The sequence below is a fragment of the Anabaenopsis sp. NIES-4685 genome (assembly GCF_059725405.1).
This window is the reverse complement of record NZ_AP043602.1, coordinates 108,924-127,816: the sequence shown is the minus strand read 5'-3', so window position 1 is coordinate 127,816 and position 18,893 is coordinate 108,924. Positions and strand designations below refer to the sequence as shown.

Sequence of the window (18,893 nt, the reverse complement as noted above, 5' to 3'; positions counted from 1 at the left end):
CCCGCTTCCAGGATAAGTCGCTGTTGACTGGGAAGAGGTATGAGCATCAACAGCCATTATTCCCCGTCTGATAGCGAAAGTCCACTAAAAGTGGACTAGTGGGTTACATATAATACTCTAGGCAATGATTGTTAACTTTATTTAAAATCTTATATTCAATACTCAGTGGGATTGATCCGACTTTAGTCAAACTTAATGAGAGTAAATAAGGGGGTTTATCTCTACCCTAGGGTAGATGACAAACTGACAGTTATTCTAACTTAAAGTTATTTACACTTGTATAAATTTTAATAAACTGTCTGGTGAATCACTGTCAGCTATCCTTTATATTGAAATTTCTGCCCTTGTATATCCCCTAGTTTCCCATGTCCAGACTTTTGATTAGTCAGTACCAAGCACAAGTAGCCAAAATTATCCAGTTTGGCGGTTCCCGTAAAGAAACTTCTATTCGCGTGGCTTTTCAAAATCTTTTGAATGAATATTGCAAACCCAAGGACTTTTTACTAATTCCAGAGTTGGATTTTAAGTTACCTAATGGTAAACTAGTTTACCCCGATGGCACCGTTAAAGATGCCTTGCGTTTAGATTGGGGGTACTGGGAAAGTAAAGACCAATATGATAACTTAGACGAAGAAATAGACAAAAAGTTAAATAAAGGTTATCCTAGTAGTAACATCCTCTTTGAAGATTCCCAAACTGCGGTTTTAATTCAAAACGCCACAGAAACCCAGCGGGTATCGATGAAAGATGCTGAAGCTTTAGACGCACTAATTACCAACTTTATTAATTATGTCAGACCGGAAGTTAGAGATTTTCGGTCAGCTATAGATAATTTTAGGCAAGATTTACCCACTATCTTAGATTATCTCAGAGATTTGAGTGATAGTCAAGGGGAAACTAACAGTAATTTTCAAACAGCAAGGAATAAGTTTTGGTCAATCTGTCAGGAGTCCATTAACCCAGAAATCAGTTTAATTGATATTCGCGAAATGATGATTCAGCACATCCTCACAGAGGATATTTTTCTCAATATTTTTAACGAATCTCAGTTTCACACAGAAAACAATGTCGCACGGGAGTTACAAGGGGTAATTGCTACCTTCTTTACTGGAAGTGTGAAACGTAACGCTTTAGGGAGTATTGAAAGGTATTATGCCGTAATTCGGCGCACAGCGGCTAATATTGCTAATCATCAGGAAAAGCAAAGGTTTCTCAAGTCTTTGTATGAGAACTTTTATAAAGCTTATAACCCCAAAGCAGCGGATAGGTTAGGAATTGTCTATACTCCTAACGAAATTGTCCGGTTTATGATTGAAAGCACAGACTTTTTAGTACATAAACATTTTGGTAAGTTGTTAGCTGATCGGGATGTAGAGATTTTAGACCCAGCGACGGGTACGGGAACCTTTGTGACTGAGTTGATTGATTATTTACCTGCTCATTCCTTGGAATACAAGTATAAGCATGAGATCCACTGTAACGAGGTGGCGATTTTACCTTATTATATTGCCAATTTGAATATTGAGTACACCTATAAGCAGAAAATGGGGGTGTATGAGGAGTTTGAAAATATCTGTTTTGTGGATACTTTAGATAATACCCTGTTTGTGGGTAAGCAGATGGATCTGTTTGCCATGACTGTGGAGAATACAGCGAGGATTAAAAGACAGAATGATAGAACTATTTCGGTGATTATTGGCAATCCTCCTTATAATGCGAAACAGGAGAATTTTAATGATGATAATGCTAATCGGGGTTATGATGCCATAGATAGGTTAATTAAGGGCAGTTACGTTAAACATAGTCAGGCTCAAAATAATATTGTCCTCTATGATATGTATACCCGGTTTATTAGATGGGCTTCTGATAGGTTGGGTAATAATGGGATTATTGCTTTTGTTTCTAACAGTTCTTTTATTGATTCTATTGCTTATGACGGGTTTAGAAAAGTTGTAGCGCAAGAATTTAATGAGATTTATGTAATTGACACTAAAGGTAATGCGCGCACCAGTGGAGAAAGAAGACGTAAAGAGGGCGGTAATGTTTTTAGTGATGAAATTAGGGTAGGGATAGCTGTTTATTTTTTAATCAGGAATGAACACGCCCAAGGGTTTAAGGTTTATTATGATGCGATTGAAGATTATACAAATGCAGAGGATAAGAAAAAATATTTTAGTTCTCAGAAGTTTAAAGATTTAGGCTTTACTCATTTTAAACCAGATAGTAACGGTAACTGGATAAATCAAACTGATAATGATTTTGATAGTCTTTTACCTGTGCTTGATAAGGGTGTGAAAGCAGGTAAAGGACAAGAAGCTGTATTTAAGTTGTTTTCTTCAGGTTTGAAAACACAACGAGATGAGTGGGTTTATGATTTATCTGAACAGGCGTTATCAGAAAAAGTAAATTTTTTAGTCAGTATTTATCAAGCAACGCGTAAAGACCCTGAATATCCCGATAGAAATCAAATTAAATGGGATAGGGAATTAACTAAATATTTAGACGAGAAAATTAATAAAACTTTTGATGCTCAAGAAGTCGTTAAAGGTTTATACCGTCCATACAATCAACGGTATTTATATTTTGATAAACATTTTAATGGAATGACTTATCAATGGTTTAAAATATATAATCAAACGTCAGATAATAAATTTATTGCATTGAATGTGGGTGCAATAAAATTTGCAGTTATAAGTTCTGACACAATTATTGATTTAGGAAGTTTGTTAGTAGGTGGAGGAAGTACGCAATGTATCCCCCTGTACAGATACGACAAAGAAGGAAACCGCACAGATAACATCACCGACTGGGGACTAGAACAAATTCACACCCATTACCAAGACACAACAATTACTAAAATAGATATCTTCCACTACACCTATGGGGTGCTACATAACCCAGAGTACCGCCAAAAATACGAAATCAATCTACAACGGGACTTTCCCCGGTTACCTTTATATGACAACTTTCCCCAATGGGTGGACTGGGGAAAACAACTCATGGATTTACATATCAACTATGAAACCGTCACACCCTACAAACTCAGTCGGGTTGATATTCCCTTAAAGAATAACCAAACCACACCCTGGGTTAAGTTAAAGGCTGATAAAACCAAGGGAATTATTATCTTAGATGATGTCACCACATTACAAGGTGTACCCAGCATAGCATGGGAATATATGCTAGGCAATCGTTGCGCTTTAGAATGGATTTTAGATCAATATAAACAGAAGAAACCCAAAGACCCCACCATTGCGGAAAAATTCAATACTTACCGGTTTGCAGACTACAAGGAACAGGTGATAGATTTATTAATGCGGGTCTGTAGGGTGAGTGTGGAAACCATGAATATTGTTAATCAGATGTCGGGTGGTTAAGATCCCCGACTTCTCACATCATCACAGGTAATCTAGAATAACTTAACTAGAAGTCGGGGATCTGTGTGACTGTGGGAGGGGGTGCAAGATCCCCGACTTCTCTCCCAAATATTCAATAACTCCCTAGGTTATGGAAGAAGTCGGGGATCTGTGGGAGGGGGTGTAAGATCCCCGACTTCTCACATAATTAGAGATAATCTAGGATAATTTAGCTAGAAGTCGGGGATCTGTGTGACTGTGGGAGGGGGTGCAAGATCCCCGACTTCTCACATAATTAGAGATAATCTAGGATAATTTAGCTAGAAGTCCGGGATCTGTGTGACTGTGGGAGGGGGTGTAAGATCCCCGACTTCTCACATAATTAGAGATAATCTAGGATAATTTAGCTAGAAGTCCGGGATCTGTGTGACTGTGGGAGGGGTGTAAGATCCCCGACTTCTCTCCCAAATATTCAATAACTCCCTAGGTTATGGAAGAAGTCGGGGATCTGGGAGGGGTGTAAGATCCCCGACTTCTTAGATCATCAGAGATATTCTAGGATAATTTAGTTTCAGATAAACAGGTTTTTGAACGTTTAATCGGTATAATTCGTTTTATTCTCCACTACCCTACACAGGTGGGTGTGAAGGAAATAGCTCAAGGAATTGTAGCTAATTATGGCGGTTAGGATACAGTAGCTACTTATACAGTTGTCACAAACCCTGATTTAAAACCCGTTTAACGAGCTTTGCGCTCTGCTACCAGAACTTCAGCTAGCATTTCGGGAATATCTGTCAAGTCTGCAAATCCCTCGGAAGCGGGAATCGGTGAAATAAAGGTATAGTTGGGGTCACACATTCCCGTGTCGTAGACTTCAATAAACCAGCGATCGGGAAAACCTTCTACACCTAATTCTACAATGTACCAACTTTCCCCTATGAGGCGAGACCCAAACACAACAAACCACTGTCTATAGTCGTCTGAAATATTCCAGTCAGCCATAAGGAACTCTAGCGCAATTTGTGCAGCATCGGTTTCGGTTAGCAGCATATTTACTCCTTATTTATAACTATCGATAAGGCTAACTTACGCTATCAGAATTTGGAACTTCAGGATATAAGCCTAGTTGCTTTGCTAATTCACGCCCGATAAAGAATAAAAACTTAGCACCATCTTGATTACCTTGATGGGCAAAACTAGTTGCTACTTGCAGTATTGTTTGTACAAAATCAGCATCAATCAATTCTGGTTGCGCTTCTAAAACTTCTGGTTCTTGACCATTAGGACATTTTAGTAACTCGTCAATCAGATTGAAATATTGGATTTGGCGTTCTTCTGTCATGATGTTTTGGTTTTTTGAATGAGTTAGTTTGGGTGTGAGGATTACTCTATACTTTGTTGCCAAAGCTTTTCCAACATTTCAACTTGTTCTTTTAAGATAGCAGCACGATAAACAAGATATCTATCGTAAACAATGATTCCTAATCCCACAAAAATCGGAGTGATTAACACAAACCATTGCAAGATGCTAGCAAGTTTATATTGTTCGGCAACAACTAATAATCGGTTCACAAGATTGTGGTCAAAAGTTGCGTTATTGGTCTGATATTGAGATGGATTTGTATTTGCTTCCTGGAGCAATTGGGCAGAATTACCTGAATAGATTTTATGAATTTCACAGACTAAATTCTGCATTTTAACAAACTCTAGATGTTTGCCCCAAACTATGTGTAAGACTAATAAAGCCGGCGAAATTACTACTAAAGTAAATAAACAAACTGTCAGAAAATTTAGAAGTTTAAATTTCATGGTGGCTTTACTCCCTTAGGTACTCTGCATCCAGAAACCTCTGGGTGACTTTTTACCTAACTAGTCTCTCTCGCACCTTGAGAATATTTTTGTTCCTAAAGATGAAAAATTTACCATTTTTCTGCAAGGGCTATAATTATCAACTTAGGATTAACATCTTCCTCAGCTTCGACAACAGAAGAGTTAAGAAGTCCCCCTGATTCTTTGGGTAAAACCCTCAGAACTTCGGGGGGTAGAGGGGAATCTCTGCGTAAATCCTACAAAATTTATAGCAGTCTCACCTCTAACTGTGAGTTTAAACTAGTGGAATTAAGATTATTAAATTTATTAAAGTTATACTCAAAGGCTATAAGTTGCATCTCATAAGACTTACAGAAATTATTTGAGGTATGGGTGCTAGTATTTCTCATATGGGGTGCTAGTATTTCTCATATGGGGTGCTGGTATTTCTGCACTCAGGCTCAAAGCTATATGGGGGGCTGGTAGAGGAGTGATTTTGTTGGGTTTTTTCCGTCTCAAAGCTTGTACTCAAATAAATAGATTATGTGGGGACTATACCCTAGAAGATCGAAAAAATCTCTTATATTTTCTGGAAATGCAGCTTCCTATACTAAATATAAATCATTCAAAGTGAGGTGACAAAGTTTCTAGATTTAAGGGGTGAGTTTCTATGATTTTGATTGAGCAAATAACAGACAGATAAATTCAGCCTTGAGAAAACCCCTGTAATTCAGCTATTAACCTTGATTGTGGTAGATACAAAACATTATTACTTGAGGAGAGATGAGAAAATTACATCAACTGCATTCCTCAGCCGCATAATTTTGTACTTTGGTTAAAGTGGATAGTCTCTACATTTAGTGACTGTGAATATAAATTAAACACATACAGGAAATTTGCCGTCAACGTGAAATCATAGGAGTGAATTTATGAGAATTGCTAAAGATGTTACAGAACTAATTGGCGGAACTCCTTTAGTTCAGCTGAATAGAATTCCCCAATCTGAGGGAGTGGCAGCTAGAATTGTTGTTAAACTCGAAGGTATGAACCCAGCAGCCTCGGTTAAAGACCGGATTGGGGTTAGTATGGTGATGGCTGCGGAAAGGGAGGGTTTAATTGAGCCGGGGAAAAGTATTTTAGTCGAGCCAACTTCTGGGAATACAGGTATTGCTTTAGCCATGGTAGCAGCGGCCCGGGGCTACAGTTTAATTTTGACCATGCCAGACACCATGAGCCAAGAACGACGCTCTATGCTCAAGGCCTACGGTGCTAAGTTAGAGTTAACACCAGGGGTACAAGGGATGCGAGGAGCAATTAATCAAGCTGAAAGCATTGTGGCTAATACTCCTAACGCTGTGATGCTGCAACAGTTCCGCAACCCGGCTAACCCCAAAATTCACAGAGAAACTACTGCGGCGGAAATTTGGGCGGATACGGATGGGGAAGTAGATATTATCATTGCTGGGGTGGGGACTGGTGGAACAATCACCGGGATTGCAGAAGTGCTTAAACAATATAAGCCAACTGTGCAAGCGATCGCAGTGGAACCTAGTAACAGTCCGGTGCTTTCTGGCGGTACTGCAGGCCCCCATAAAATTCAAGGTATTGGCGCTGGGTTTATCCCAGATGTGTTGCGTCTGGAATTGATTGATGAGGTAATTAGAGTTAGTGATGAACAGGTTATGGCTTATGGGCGACGTTTAGCCAAAGAAGAGGGACTATTGTCTGGTATATCCTCCGGTGCGGCTTTATGTGCGGCCATTCGAGTCGGTCAACGTCCAGAAAATACCGGTAAATTAATTGTGATGATTCAGCCTTCCTTTGGGGAACGTTACCTGAGTACCCCCATGTTTCAAGAGTTGTCTATAGACACTGCTCATCTGGGTTAAAAAAACCTAATTAGCAGATATAGCATTTCCCATGCTCGTGAGGTACAAAGTTGTTTAGTTTCAGGGAACAGGGAACAGGGAACAGGGAATTGATGTGTACTTCATTAGCCTGAAAAAGGCTTTATTGGACTTCTTAACCTGGTTAAGAAGTCCGATGTATATCGGGGATACGGTCAAAGCAAATTCAATCAGGTTTTCCCCCGGTGAAATTTAATGCTTACAACCACCTTGATGATGATGGTCATGGTTATGACCGTGGGCGCAACCTTGTAAGTTCTGGGTAGTCAGGGTTTCAATTACTACTTTTAAGGAATCATCCACCGGTTTTAAGCCAATCCAACCATCTATTGTTTCTACGTCAAAACCTACCTCACGGCGATCGCCTACTTCTAGTAAGGGACGACGAATTAATAAAGGATCTTGCAGCATTAACACTAAGGCTGTTTGTGCATCGATTTTTTCTGGAACTACTTCACCAGATTTAATCTTGGGAGCGGAAGCATTAAACCATTGGGACACCGGGCGATCGCCAAAAAATGATCGCAAGCGTTCAACTGTCCAAGGTTCTGTGAGGATGTCGTATGCTAGCACCTCATGACCAGCAGCAGTCAACACAACCTTTTGCTTAATACCACCCTTACAACCGGGTTTGCTGTAGAAAATTACTCTAGACCATTGTCATTACTCCCTGATGATTCTGATTAAAACTTCCTAGCTTTATGGGTAACTAAATCAAACTCAAACCTTGCTTGAGGGTCTGTTTCTCCATAAACATTAAAAGTTACAGTTGCTTCGTCACCCACTGCTTCTACACTGTGAATTGCATCGGGGGTCAAGCTAACAATATCTCCAGGAAATAAAGTTATCTCTCCGGTAGGTGCAATTTTCTCGGCAAAATCAGGGGTAGGAGTACGTCGCCAAAAGGTATTTTTTTCTTGACCTTTTAACACTGCTATTACTCCCCAAGTCCCATGATTATGAATAGTTGAACGGGTTCCCGGTGCAAATGTCACGGTTTGTACAGTCAATGGGAACCCCAATTCATCATAGAGAAGTAACACTGAGTGACCCGTTTTAGGGTGAGGTTGTAAATACTGACTTTGTACCCAGTAGGAATTGACAATCAATCTCCTGACAAGCATTCGGATTTCTGGGAGACGAATAGATTCATCTTCTACCCCATTGAGAACATCTTCTACTTCAGTCAAAAACCGATATAGGCGATAATTCTCCCGCAATAGATCCCATGGTCTGGCTGATTTACAACAATGATATTGGCCGTCTGCAGTTACTAGCCAATCTTTACCTTCCACCATCATTCATTAAATCTTGGGTTGAGAAGGAGAAGGGAAAAATATTCTAGGCGGAATCAAATTCAGAGGACTGGGAAGAGGACGCAAAGGATCTATGGAAACCACAGGAATGAAAGGTGCTGCGGAAGTTTCAGATGTCTGTAGAGGTTGGTAGAAGGGATAATTATTCATGTCTGTTGATGGGTGAAGGTTTACTAATTAATCGTCTTCTTCATCTGGACGATTTAAAATGTCCAGTAGGATTCCTGCACCGAAATCATTACTTTTGTCAATCTGTTTGACGCGAGTACTGATTTCTTTAGCCCGCTCGATTTCCCCTAATTTTGCTAACACTAAACCAGATGCAGCATAAGCGTTTAAGTACAATCTGATTTGGGGTTCATCCTGCCGTTTTACTAATATGGGCAGGAGTTGTTGCCAATGGTCTGGTAAGTTCTCTGTTGCTTTAATCTTATCTAAAACTTTAACTGCAATTTGTAGCGCTAGGGGATAATTATTTTTATAATAAAAGAATCTATATGCTGATACTAAAATATCTGTATTTTCCCCGGACTTAGCTAAGGCTTGATGAATATATTTTTCGGATTCTGAGGTATTTTCCCAGGTTTGTGCGGCCAAGAGTAATAATTTTTTGACATCTTCGGGTACTTGAAACCACGAGTATTGATTACCATCAAGCATAATCATCTCCTTTGATGGGGAAGAGGGAGTCAGAATTTTACCGCTCCCTATAGGTACTATTTCTTTGTGAGTCTGGGCTGAGGTTTGCTTCTTCTTTCTTGAAGGGAAGATGCTCCCCTCGGCTTTCATGTTGGGTACACAGATGAATACCAATGCTAGGCAGGGTTGTATGTGAGGATGTACACTAATGTGAACAGAACAATCCAAATAATATCTACGAAGTGCCAGTAAATTTCTGCCATTTCGATGCCAGTATGTTTGGTAGCAGAGTAATGACCAGGACGACGCGATCGCCACACAACACCTAATATCAATAATATGCCTATCAACACGTGCAAACCGTGAAAGCCTGTCATGATATAAAAGCAGTTGGCGAAAACGTTGGTAGTCAGTCCATAGCCTAAACTCATGTACTCATAAACCTGACCAGCTAAGAAAATCGCCCCCATGAGTGCGGTGACAAGATACCAAAACCGCATTCCCCAAACATTATTCTTTTTAATCGCTACATCACCTAAATGAATGACGAAACTACTAGATATCAGAATAATGGTGTTAATGGCGGGTAAAAATAGTTCTACCTCTGTTCCCTCTGGAGGCCAAACTTCTGTAATACCTCTAAAGAATAAATAAGTGGCAAAAAAACCGCCAAACATCAGGGATTCAGAAATCAGAAAGGTTAAAAGTCCCCAGACTCGTAAATCTGGATGATGCTCCTCATGGTGTTCAGTTGTCGCTATGGTCATGTTGTTTACCCTCTAAATCTCTAAAGTTTTATAGCAACCGCCAAGGTGTTTAGGACATAAACAGAAGATAAAACCATTGAAATTCAAGCGTTTCAAGGCTTCCCCCTGCCCGGTGCCCCCTGCTATAAGTGGCGGGACAATAATCATGTTTTTGTGAAGGGCGGGCTAGAAGCCCACCTTACTTAGTGTGGTCACGCCGCTAGTAAGTTAAAGCCAATACTTAGGCGCTAACTTCTGGTGTACCCATAGGTTGGGATTCACTATGGCCATAGTCGTAAGGGCCATGAGTCACAACGGGTAATTCTTCCCAGTTTTCAATTATGGGCGGTGAACTGGTTGTCCACTCTAAACTCAAAGCTTGCCAAGGATTATCACCCGCTAATTCCCCTTGACTCCAACTGTGAATAATGTTAATAGTGAAGGGTATAACTGAGATGCCTAAGACAAATGCACCAAAGGTGCAAAGTTGATTCAGGTTAATAAATTGGGGGTCGTACATGGCTACCCGGCGGGGCATACCTTGCAAGCCCAATTCATGCATGGGTAAGAAGGTTAAGTTAGTGCCGATGAAGGTGAGGGCAAAGTGAATGCGTCCCCAGGTTTCATTCAGCTTACGTCCGGTCATTTTGGGGAACCAGTGATAAATACCGGCATAAATGCCAAATACGGAACCACCAAAGAGGACGTAGTGGAAATGTCCCACTACATAATAGGTATCGTGGACGTGAATATCAAAGGGGGCGGTTCCCATTGTCACACCGCTTAAGCCACCCATGACAAACATGGATAATAGGCCAATGGCGAAAAGCATGGCACTGGTAAAGCGAATTTTACCACCCCACAGGGTGGCAACCCAGGCGAAAATCTTCACGCCAGTGGGTACGGCGACGATGAGGGTGGAGATGGTGAAGAATATCCGCATCCAACCGGGTGTACCACTGGTAAACATATGGTGTACCCAAACGAACAAACCCACGACGCAAATGGCTAGGCTAGAGTAGGCGATCGCTTTATAACCAAAAATCGGCTTGCGGGCATGAACTGGTACTACTTCGGACATGATACCGAAGATGGGCAGAATCATTAAGTATACTGCTGGGTGGGAATAGAACCAGAATAAATGTTGGTAAATAACAACGTTACCGCCTGCATCGGGTTTAAAGAAGGATGTGCCAAAGTTGAGGTCAAATAATAACAGCACTAAACCCGCCGCTAATACAGGGGTGGAAAGTAAGGCTAAGACAGAAGTTGCTAGGATAGCCCAGCAAAACAAGGGTAGTTGATCCCATTTCATGGTGGGAACTTTCATCATCAGGATGGTAATGACAAAGTTCACCGAACCCAAAATTGAGGAGGTTCCTACTAAAACAATGGCCAGGATCCACAGAGTCTGGGCCATGGGTGCTGTTACTAGGCTCAATGGTGGGTAAGCTGTCCAACCAGATTGGGAACCACCGAAGATAAAACTAGCTACAACTAGTAATCCCGCTACTGGGTTCAACCAAAAGGCGATCGCGTTCAGCTTGGGGAAGGCCATATCTCTAGCACCCAGCATTAGGGGAATGAGATAATTTCCAAATCCCCCAATGGCGCTCGGAACAATCCACAGGAAGATCATGATTGTCCCGTGGTTGGTCATGAAGGCGTTATACAGATTGGGATCGAGAAAGTCTGATTGTGGGGTTGCTAGTTCTACACGCAGCGCCACCGCCATCAGTCCACCAATTAGATAGAATACAAATGCTGTCACTAGGTATTGGATACCAATCACTTTGTGGTCAACATTAAATGTAAAGTAGTCTTGCCATTTCCACGCCTGGGGATGGTTATTTGCTTTATTTCCTGCGGTTGGCGTGTTCCGGGGAAGTTCTGCCTGTGTCATAAGTTATTTTGCGACAATTTATGTTTGTCTTGAGAATGACTATTTCTGATCGCGATAGGGTGGCGTTAGCCATAGTTGCGCCGTGGTGGTTGCACTCATCCCTAAGTTATGAACATGGGGAGCTAGAAATTCTGATGTTGATAACTCCGCTGGATTGACTGCAACGGCTTGGTTGAGGTTTTCCTTTTGCGCTATCTGGCTTTGTGCTAACCAGCTATCAAATTCTTCTGGTGTATGGACTATGACTTGTGTCCGCATGGAACCGTGATAACCACCACACAATTCTGCACAAACTACCGGATAGGTTCCTGGTTTGGTGGCGACGAATCGCAGTTGGGTGGCGATACCTGGAAGCGCATCTTGTTTTAACCGGAATTGTGGTACCCAAAATGAGTGAATGACATCTATTGCGGATAGGTTCAGTTGTACATCAGCACCCACGGGAACGTGTAACTCTCCGGCGCTAATTCCACTGTTGGGATAGTTAAATATCCAGGCGTACTGCATCCCCTGGACATCAACCACTAAATCTGCTTGTTTCCCCTGGGAGTGGGGTGACGCACCAATCCCAATGTTTCCGCTGGTTGTCTCATCAAGGGTGGCTGCTATGGCTACGCCATGGGTATGACTCCCTGGCTCAAATCCACCCATTTGATTGTAAACATCTACACTGTAAATGCCTAAACCAATGACAATGACTGCGGGGATGGCTGTCCAAAAAATTTCTAAGGGAACGTTTCCTTCTATGGCTAGACCATCGCTATCATCACCCGGACGGCGACGATACTTGACTAAAAAAATCAGAATGGTTCCTTCTACAATGAGGAACAGTGCGATCGCAATGGTAAACATGACGTTGAAAAATCCGTCTACCAAAGGCGCTTGTTCAGATGCTTGTACTGGCAATAAATTGTGATTATGTCCGAGCCAAATACTGATGGCTGTGACTAATACTCCAGCAACTAGAGTCCATAGTGAAACAGGAACTTTTTGCATATATGCTACCTGCTCTTGCAGCTGTAATTAAAGGTGTGATTTTCTGGAAACTTAGATGTAGGAGATTGTGATTCTAGACAATAATTTCTTTGCCCAGTTGATCGCATCCTGCGCTTTTGATGTATCACCCTAGCCAAAGAAGATCATGTATTTTTTTATCTTGATCATATTCTTGGCTACTGATTTTTACATTTCCACAGGTCAGCGTTTTTTGTTTTCACTTATTAACTTTCTATCTTACTCTCATCAAAAGTGGGGGAATTTTCCAGATAATTTCATATCCTTCCCCCACAAAGTTAACACTATCTTGAAAGTCCTCTGATGCCAGATGTCTCTACTTACATAAAAACTTAGGTACTCTCAGATCATGCCCTTAGTCTTAATATTGTATAGACTAATTGAATAGCAAGTATGAAGTTGATCAATTACAATTTAAGATTTACAATTATGTTTACTGTGAACTCTTTTGTGCTTACAGTAAGTCTTGATTATTCCCCTCTATTTACCTTGCTTCGTGCTTGATTTCCAGAGTACCCTTGATTACCGACATAACTTGGCTGCAAATCCTGAAACTTTACTTGTCTAATACAGCATGGGTGTAGCAATTCTTGGGACATATGCGCGCACAAGCTTCACAACCAACACAGTTTTCGGGGTGGGCTACAACCATGACTTTGCGCTCAATTTCATCATCATCTTCATCTTCTACAAATTCGCCATCTTCGTTGAGAGCTTTCAAGCTCAATACATTGTGACCACATATCTTAAAGCATCTGCCACAACCTATACATTTTCCTTGGTCAATTTCCTGGGCAAATTTAGGTGTCCAGGTATTACCTCCAAATGTCAATCCTGTTACTGTTGCCATGAATAAACCTTTAGGAATCTCTCTCTACTTTAATCACCATCCTAACCTAATCTTAGGGTATTTTTTTAGTTTAAATGACTATTTATTCTTGAATTAAATTTTGATGACTTTTTACATATTCTTTGAGAGATTTATTTAAATTAACTGTTAAATGCGACTTATTGTCAATAAATGTTTGTGGCTATAATACTCAGTTATTGATTTTATATAAAATGTATTTTATAGTGGGTAGATGCTGCTATTTAGGGAAATATATAATATTGCACTATCAAACATTGTCTTGTCATATATAAATAATTACCGTTGATATATGCTGCAAATTCAATTCTTGATAAAAATAATGAGATTTTTTTCTTTTATAGGGAGAAAACATAGATGCTTGATAGTATTTAGAGTTACAAGCTATGTGTTAATGGGTGACATGAAGAAAAAATTACTTTGTTATATATCAAATAAAAATGGCGAAATGATTATGGTTATAGCTAGTCTTTACAGATAGAAAATATTTACCGGTTTATTAACTCATGGGAAAACTGTATATTTAGGAACAGCACATTTGTATACTTTAAATATTAAAATTATTAATAAAGTAACTCCCATTTGGCAATCAAATCTATGTTTATCCAAAAATTTTGGGTTAAGTGATAATTCAACGGATAGCAACTTCCAGATAGTTTTACGTGAACTATTAAGAAATATACACCGGCTCATTATGAACAAAATTGTCTGATTATTTATGAAATTTATAGTTAATAAAGAAGTAATCAAAGGGTATTTTAAAGAGTCTGAAATACCTGTGTAATGAAAATATGGATGTGGGGAATTATTACAGGAAATAGAGATATTTTTGGCTGGAAATATGGTTTCGTTTCCAGTGAGAAATACTGAATAAATATCCAGCAGAGACTTGAGCAAAACATCTCGACGATTAGAGTGGGAAGACAGCACTATAGCCGTATGCCTTATACAATTCCTAACAACAATTGCCTGGGATGTGACAACTGCCGCCCCCAATGTCCTACGGGTGCAATTAAAATAGAGAAGGATGAATATTGGATTGATCCTACTCTTTGTAATAACTGTGAAGGTTATTATCCTGATCCGCAATGTGTCATGGCTTGTCCAACTAATTCACCCATACCTTGGCAAGCAAAAAAAGGCAGATGTAAGGTGGAACCAAGAGATGCACCTAGCCCGGATTTATTTGCCAACGGTCAAAATAATCCATTTGCTTCGGCTATTGTGATTTGGGAGGCTTGTAATGTCTTGGCACAAAGGACATCCTTAAATTGGCTGGATGAAGACGGTTATGTGTCTTATGGACGAAAAGTGAAACAAGGACGGGGTGCGATCGCATTTCATCTCCAAGATCCATTTACCGGGAGCGATATAACTGAATTAGGAGCAATTGCAGCACTTGATATTAGATCGGCTTGCATTCACCTGATCTTTGCTGCCTATGCTACATCCTTAGAGCAACCTTGGCAAGAAGAATTTGCGATCGATGAACGCCAAATTGAGAAATATTTAGGCTTAGAGAAGCGAAAAGACTTGAACAAAAATGCCAAGCTAGCTTTAATCAAGAATATCGTACAGCAAGCTTGTTCATTGATGATTTCTATTGATTGGCCTCAACAAGGAAGCATCCCCGGCTTTTCAGTCAAACAGAGCCGTTTATGGCATTTAATCAATGTTCAACATCATTTTCAAGAAGATAAATTGGGGTGTAAATATTTAATTGGACTAACTTTTAAAGTAAAAGCCGGGATATGGGCGCAGTATTTCTTAAACAAACAAGCCTGTAAGGAGCGAACTGCATTTTATCAATATGGCAGTTTGCCTAAAACATTATTAACTACCGTGATGAGTATTTGGCAGCAGCACGAAGGCGCAGTAAGACTAATGCTGTGGTTGCTGTTTAAAACTAAAATGGGTAGAGAACAAAGGATCACCATTCCCACATTATTACGTATTGCTTACGGTGAAGAAAAAGTTACCATGGCCTCTAGACAACGGGAGGAACGCAAACGCTTATTAAGAACATTTGAAAGTGATTTAGAAATTCTCAACCATCATGGGATTAAAGCGATTTTTGATCCAGTAACTTACCCCTTAGAAATTCAACCTTTGTGGGCGAAGTTAATGGATGTTCCCGAAGATCCAGAGGAAGCCTTAGAATTTTGGATGAATGATGCTGCTGGAAACACCCGCCTCACTGATTCAGCACCCCGTGGTAAGTGGAATCTGCTGATGAATGCGCGGATTTTAGCTTTTGAACTACCCCCAGAATGGAAACAGAAAATTTCTGAATCACAAAAAAAGCCTCGGACAACTGTCAAAAGCAGACGCAAGACTAAAACCACCACAGATTTACTCGGTGCGGATATTTTACAGGCCGCGGAAAAATTTGCAACTTTCCCAAAGGGAGTTAGCAAAGTTAACAGGTAAAAGCCAAAGTTGGATTCGTGATCTAGAAAATGGTCGTTTGAAAGCTAAGGTAGAAGACCAAGTGATATTACGCAAGGTGCTAAATATTACTTAGAGGATGTTTGATAAGTTTTCCACAGGTAATTTTTATCTTAGGGAACAGGGAACAGGGAACAGGGAACAGGGAATGGGGAATGGGGAATGGGGAATGGGGAATGGGGAACCGAAACAATCAAATCCAGTCCCCTTTCCCTTATAAAGGGAAAGGGGAGGGTGGGGTCAAACAATATTTAATACACTAATCATGACTTGACAAACATCCTCTTAGAAATCAGTCCTTGAAAATAACCGAAAAACTACAAAAGTATTGATTTACATCAATTCTACCCACCCATAAAAAAGAATCCCACCCAGGGATCAGCCAGGATGGGTAAAAATCCTCAATGCAGTGAATATTTACTTGCTTTCAGTAAAATCAGCATCAATCACATCCTCACCGCCACTAGGGGGGGTGGAACCACCATCTTGAGGTGCAGCACCAGCAGCATCACCACCTGCTTGCTGATAGATGTTGCTACCTACCGCAAACAATGCTTGTTGTAGTTCTGGTGTCAGCTTCTTAATTTGCTCGTCATTTTCCTTAGCAACAGCTTCACGGAGGTCTTTAACTAAACCTTCGACTTTGGTTTTGTCAGCTTGGGGAACTTTATCACCTAGTTCTTGCAACTGCTTTTCAGCTTGGTACGCCAAAGAATCAGCTTGGTTCTTCCGTTCAATGGTCTCACGACGTTCCTTGTCAGCAGCAGCGTTTTGTTCTGCTTCTCTCACCATGCGGTCAACATCGGATTTATCTAAAGTAGAAGCGCCAGTAATGCTGATAGACTGTTCCTTACCAGTACCTTTGTCCTTAGCGGTTACATTGAGGATACCGTTAGCATCAATATCAAAGGTAACTTCAATTTGTGGTACGCCTCGTGGTGCGGGAGGAATACCATCAAGTCTGAAGGTTCCTAAGCTCTTGTTATCATTTGAAAACTCCCGTTCACCTTGAAGAACGTGAATTTCTACATTGGTTTGTCCATCTACTGCAGTAGAGAAGACTTCGGATTTCTTGGTGGGGATTGTGGTGTTCCGGGGAATAATTTTAGTCATGACACCGCCCAAGGTTTCTACACCCAAAGACAGTGGGGAGACATCTAATAGCAATATACCTGTAACATCGCCCGCTAGCACACCGGCTTGAATAGCAGCACCAACTGCTACCACCTCATCAGGGTTAACGCTTTGGTTGGGTTCCTTACCTAATACTTGCTTTACTATCTGCTGTACAGCTGGAATGCGGGTAGAACCACCAACTAGTACAACTTCATTAATATCGCTTCTGCTTAATTTAGCATCCCGAATTGCGTTTTCTACAGGGATGCGGCAACGGTCGATTAGGTCTGAGCAGAGTTCTTCAAATTTAGCACGGGTGAGGGTTGTATCCAGGTGCTTGGTCCAGTCTGGGTAGCAGTGATAAATGGTAAATTTATTTCCGCTTGAGAAACGCTAGAAAGCTCAATTTTGGCTTTTTCTGCGGCTTCGGTCAAACGTTGTAAAGCTTGTTTATCTTGACGTAGGTCAATTCCTTCTTCTCTTTTGAATTGTTCGGCTAAGAAGTCAACGATTTTCTTATCGAAATCATCGCCACCCAGGTGAGTATCGCCGGAGGTAGCCAAAACTTCAAATACTCCATCACCTACTTCTAGAATGGATACGTCGAAGGTACCACCACCAAGGTCAAATACCAAAATGGTTTCGTTGCTCTTTTTATCAAAACCATAAGCTAGAGAAGCTGCTGTAGGTTCGTTAATAATTCGGAGAACTTCAATACCTGCTATTTTACCAGCGTCTTTTGTGGCTTGTCGCTGGGAGTCGTTAAAGTATGCGGGAACAGTGATTACAGCTTGAGTGACGGTTTCACCTAGGTATTTGCTAGCGTCTTCAACGAGTTTGCGAAGTACTTTGGCGGAAATTTCTTCTGGGGCAAAGGGTTTACCAGCTATGGGACAATCTAGCTTAACATTACCGTTGCTGCTGAGGACTTTATAAGAAACTTCTGTAGACTCGTTACCAACTTCGTCATAGCGTCTTCCAATGAAGCGTTTGACTGAGTAAAAGGTATTATCAGGGTTCATTACCCCCTGACGCTTGGCGATTTGACCAACTAAGTTATCGCCATTTTTGGCAAATGCTACTACTGAGGGTGTTGTGCGAAAACCTTCTGCGTTAGCAATAACTGTGGGTTTACCACCTTCCATTACTGCGACGCATGAGTTTGTTGTACCTAAGTCAATTCCAACTACTTTTGCCATTGTAACTTTTGGCTCCGTATAACTACAAATGAATGGGAATATAAGGGACTAAGTTTTGAACCAACGGGTTAAAAAATAGTCATTTCATGATTAACAACCTTTAATTAGGCTTTCCTGGGGTGAAAAACCCAAGTTATCCTGATATATATACTGGCAAGTTCAGTTATGACCAGTCAGTGCAGGACGGTTTTCCGAACCTGGAACTAGACGGTTAATTTTAAAGGATGTATTTAGTGCGTTCATTGAGAGATTTGCTTTCACTCTGTCTAATGTATGAGAATTAATACTTTCAGCAATTAGGGTGAACCGTAATCTCAAAGTCGTGTTTGCCGTCTTTAGGTGTTATAAACTCTAGATGGATTGAAAATCAATGCTCAAATAACACCGCCATATACTCAAGAACACTGTTAAATTAAAGTTCTGCTCTGAGTCTCTATCTGGTAATACGTAAGTGTTAATATACTCACTTGGTGGATGATATTTACCAATCAGCGGTAAAATACTAGTCTAAATTAGTTGACAAAGCCAATCTCAGCACTACATCTGGAGTGAAAACCAAAGGTACTTAAAGA

At 40.6% G+C, this 18,893-nt stretch carries 12 protein-coding genes and 2 pseudogenes; 3 read left to right on the top strand and 11 right to left on the bottom strand.

Annotation, left to right across the window (positions count from 1 at the left end; genetic code table 11):
- Positions 1 to 365: 365 nt before the first annotated feature.
- Positions 366 to 3,377, top strand: coding sequence for a type ISP restriction/modification enzyme (locus AC6IZ0_RS00525; RefSeq protein ID WP_497724671.1), 3,012 nt, complete (start codon positions 366 to 368; stop codon positions 3,375 to 3,377).
- 717 nt (positions 3,378 to 4,094) lie between these two features.
- Here the strand turns inward: AC6IZ0_RS00525 and AC6IZ0_RS00520 are convergent.
- From AC6IZ0_RS00520 to AC6IZ0_RS00510, 3 genes are read right to left on the bottom strand one after another with little or no spacing between them, the layout of a single operon-like run.
- Positions 4,095 to 4,406, bottom strand: coding sequence for a hypothetical protein (locus AC6IZ0_RS00520; RefSeq protein WP_271730783.1), 312 nt, complete (start codon positions 4,404 to 4,406; stop codon positions 4,095 to 4,097).
- A 31-nt stretch (positions 4,407 to 4,437) separates the two neighbouring features.
- A complete protein-coding gene (locus tag AC6IZ0_RS00515; RefSeq protein ID WP_200988027.1) occupies positions 4,438 to 4,698 on the bottom strand; it encodes a hypothetical protein in 261 nt (86 codons plus the stop codon).
- Positions 4,699 to 4,739: 41 nt separating this feature from the next.
- A complete protein-coding gene (locus AC6IZ0_RS00510; RefSeq protein WP_497724669.1) occupies positions 4,740 to 5,165 on the bottom strand; it encodes a hypothetical protein in 426 nt (141 codons plus the stop codon).
- Between the two features lie 929 nt (positions 5,166 to 6,094).
- Between AC6IZ0_RS00510 and cysK the strand changes: the two genes are divergently transcribed.
- The gene (gene cysK, locus AC6IZ0_RS00505; protein ID WP_497724667.1) at positions 6,095 to 7,054 is read left to right on the top strand and encodes a cysteine synthase A; all 960 of its coding nucleotides are present in this window, start codon (positions 6,095 to 6,097) and stop codon (positions 7,052 to 7,054) included.
- Positions 7,055 to 7,264: 210 nt separating this feature from the next.
- Here cysK and AC6IZ0_RS00500 read toward each other — a convergent pair whose 3' ends face one another.
- The 7 genes from AC6IZ0_RS00500 to fdxB all read right to left on the bottom strand — a co-directional run bounded on the left by AC6IZ0_RS00500 (position 7,265) and on the right by fdxB (position 13,540).
- Positions 7,265 to 7,717 (bottom strand): ArsC/Spx/MgsR family protein, encoded by a 453-nt coding sequence (locus tag AC6IZ0_RS00500; RefSeq protein WP_497726118.1) that lies wholly within the window; start codon positions 7,715 to 7,717, stop codon positions 7,265 to 7,267.
- Between the two features lie 38 nt (positions 7,718 to 7,755).
- On the bottom strand, positions 7,756 to 8,367 hold the full coding sequence (locus AC6IZ0_RS00495; protein WP_497726117.1) for a cysteine dioxygenase family protein: 612 nt from the start codon (positions 8,365 to 8,367) through the stop codon (positions 7,756 to 7,758).
- 198 nt (positions 8,368 to 8,565) lie between these two features.
- Positions 8,566 to 9,048, bottom strand: coding sequence for a hypothetical protein (locus AC6IZ0_RS00490; protein ID WP_497724665.1), 483 nt, complete (start codon positions 9,046 to 9,048; stop codon positions 8,566 to 8,568).
- A gap of 155 nt (positions 9,049 to 9,203) precedes the next feature.
- Positions 9,204 to 9,794, bottom strand: a complete 591-nt coding sequence (locus AC6IZ0_RS00485) for a cytochrome c oxidase subunit 3 (protein WP_271730788.1) — start codon at positions 9,792 to 9,794, stop codon at positions 9,204 to 9,206.
- Between the two features lie 220 nt (positions 9,795 to 10,014).
- Positions 10,015 to 11,676: a cytochrome c oxidase subunit I gene (gene ctaD / locus AC6IZ0_RS00480; RefSeq protein WP_497724663.1), complete on the bottom strand. Its 1,662-nt coding sequence runs from the start codon at positions 11,674 to 11,676 to the stop codon at positions 10,015 to 10,017.
- Between the two features lie 39 nt (positions 11,677 to 11,715).
- Positions 11,716 to 12,672: a cytochrome c oxidase subunit II gene (gene coxB / locus AC6IZ0_RS00475; protein WP_497724661.1), complete on the bottom strand. Its 957-nt coding sequence runs from the start codon at positions 12,670 to 12,672 to the stop codon at positions 11,716 to 11,718.
- Between the two features lie 574 nt (positions 12,673 to 13,246).
- Positions 13,247 to 13,540, bottom strand: a complete 294-nt coding sequence (fdxB, locus tag AC6IZ0_RS00470; protein WP_271730794.1) for a ferredoxin III, nif-specific — start codon at positions 13,538 to 13,540, stop codon at positions 13,247 to 13,249.
- Positions 13,541 to 14,497: 957 nt separating this feature from the next.
- Here fdxB and AC6IZ0_RS00465 point away from each other — a divergent pair.
- Positions 14,498 to 16,082: pseudogene (locus AC6IZ0_RS00465) on the top strand (helix-turn-helix domain-containing protein).
- Between the two features lie 341 nt (positions 16,083 to 16,423).
- Here AC6IZ0_RS00465 and dnaK read toward each other — a convergent pair.
- Positions 16,424 to 18,321, bottom strand: a pseudogene (gene dnaK / locus AC6IZ0_RS00460) (molecular chaperone DnaK).
- Positions 18,322 to 18,893 lie beyond the last annotated feature (572 nt).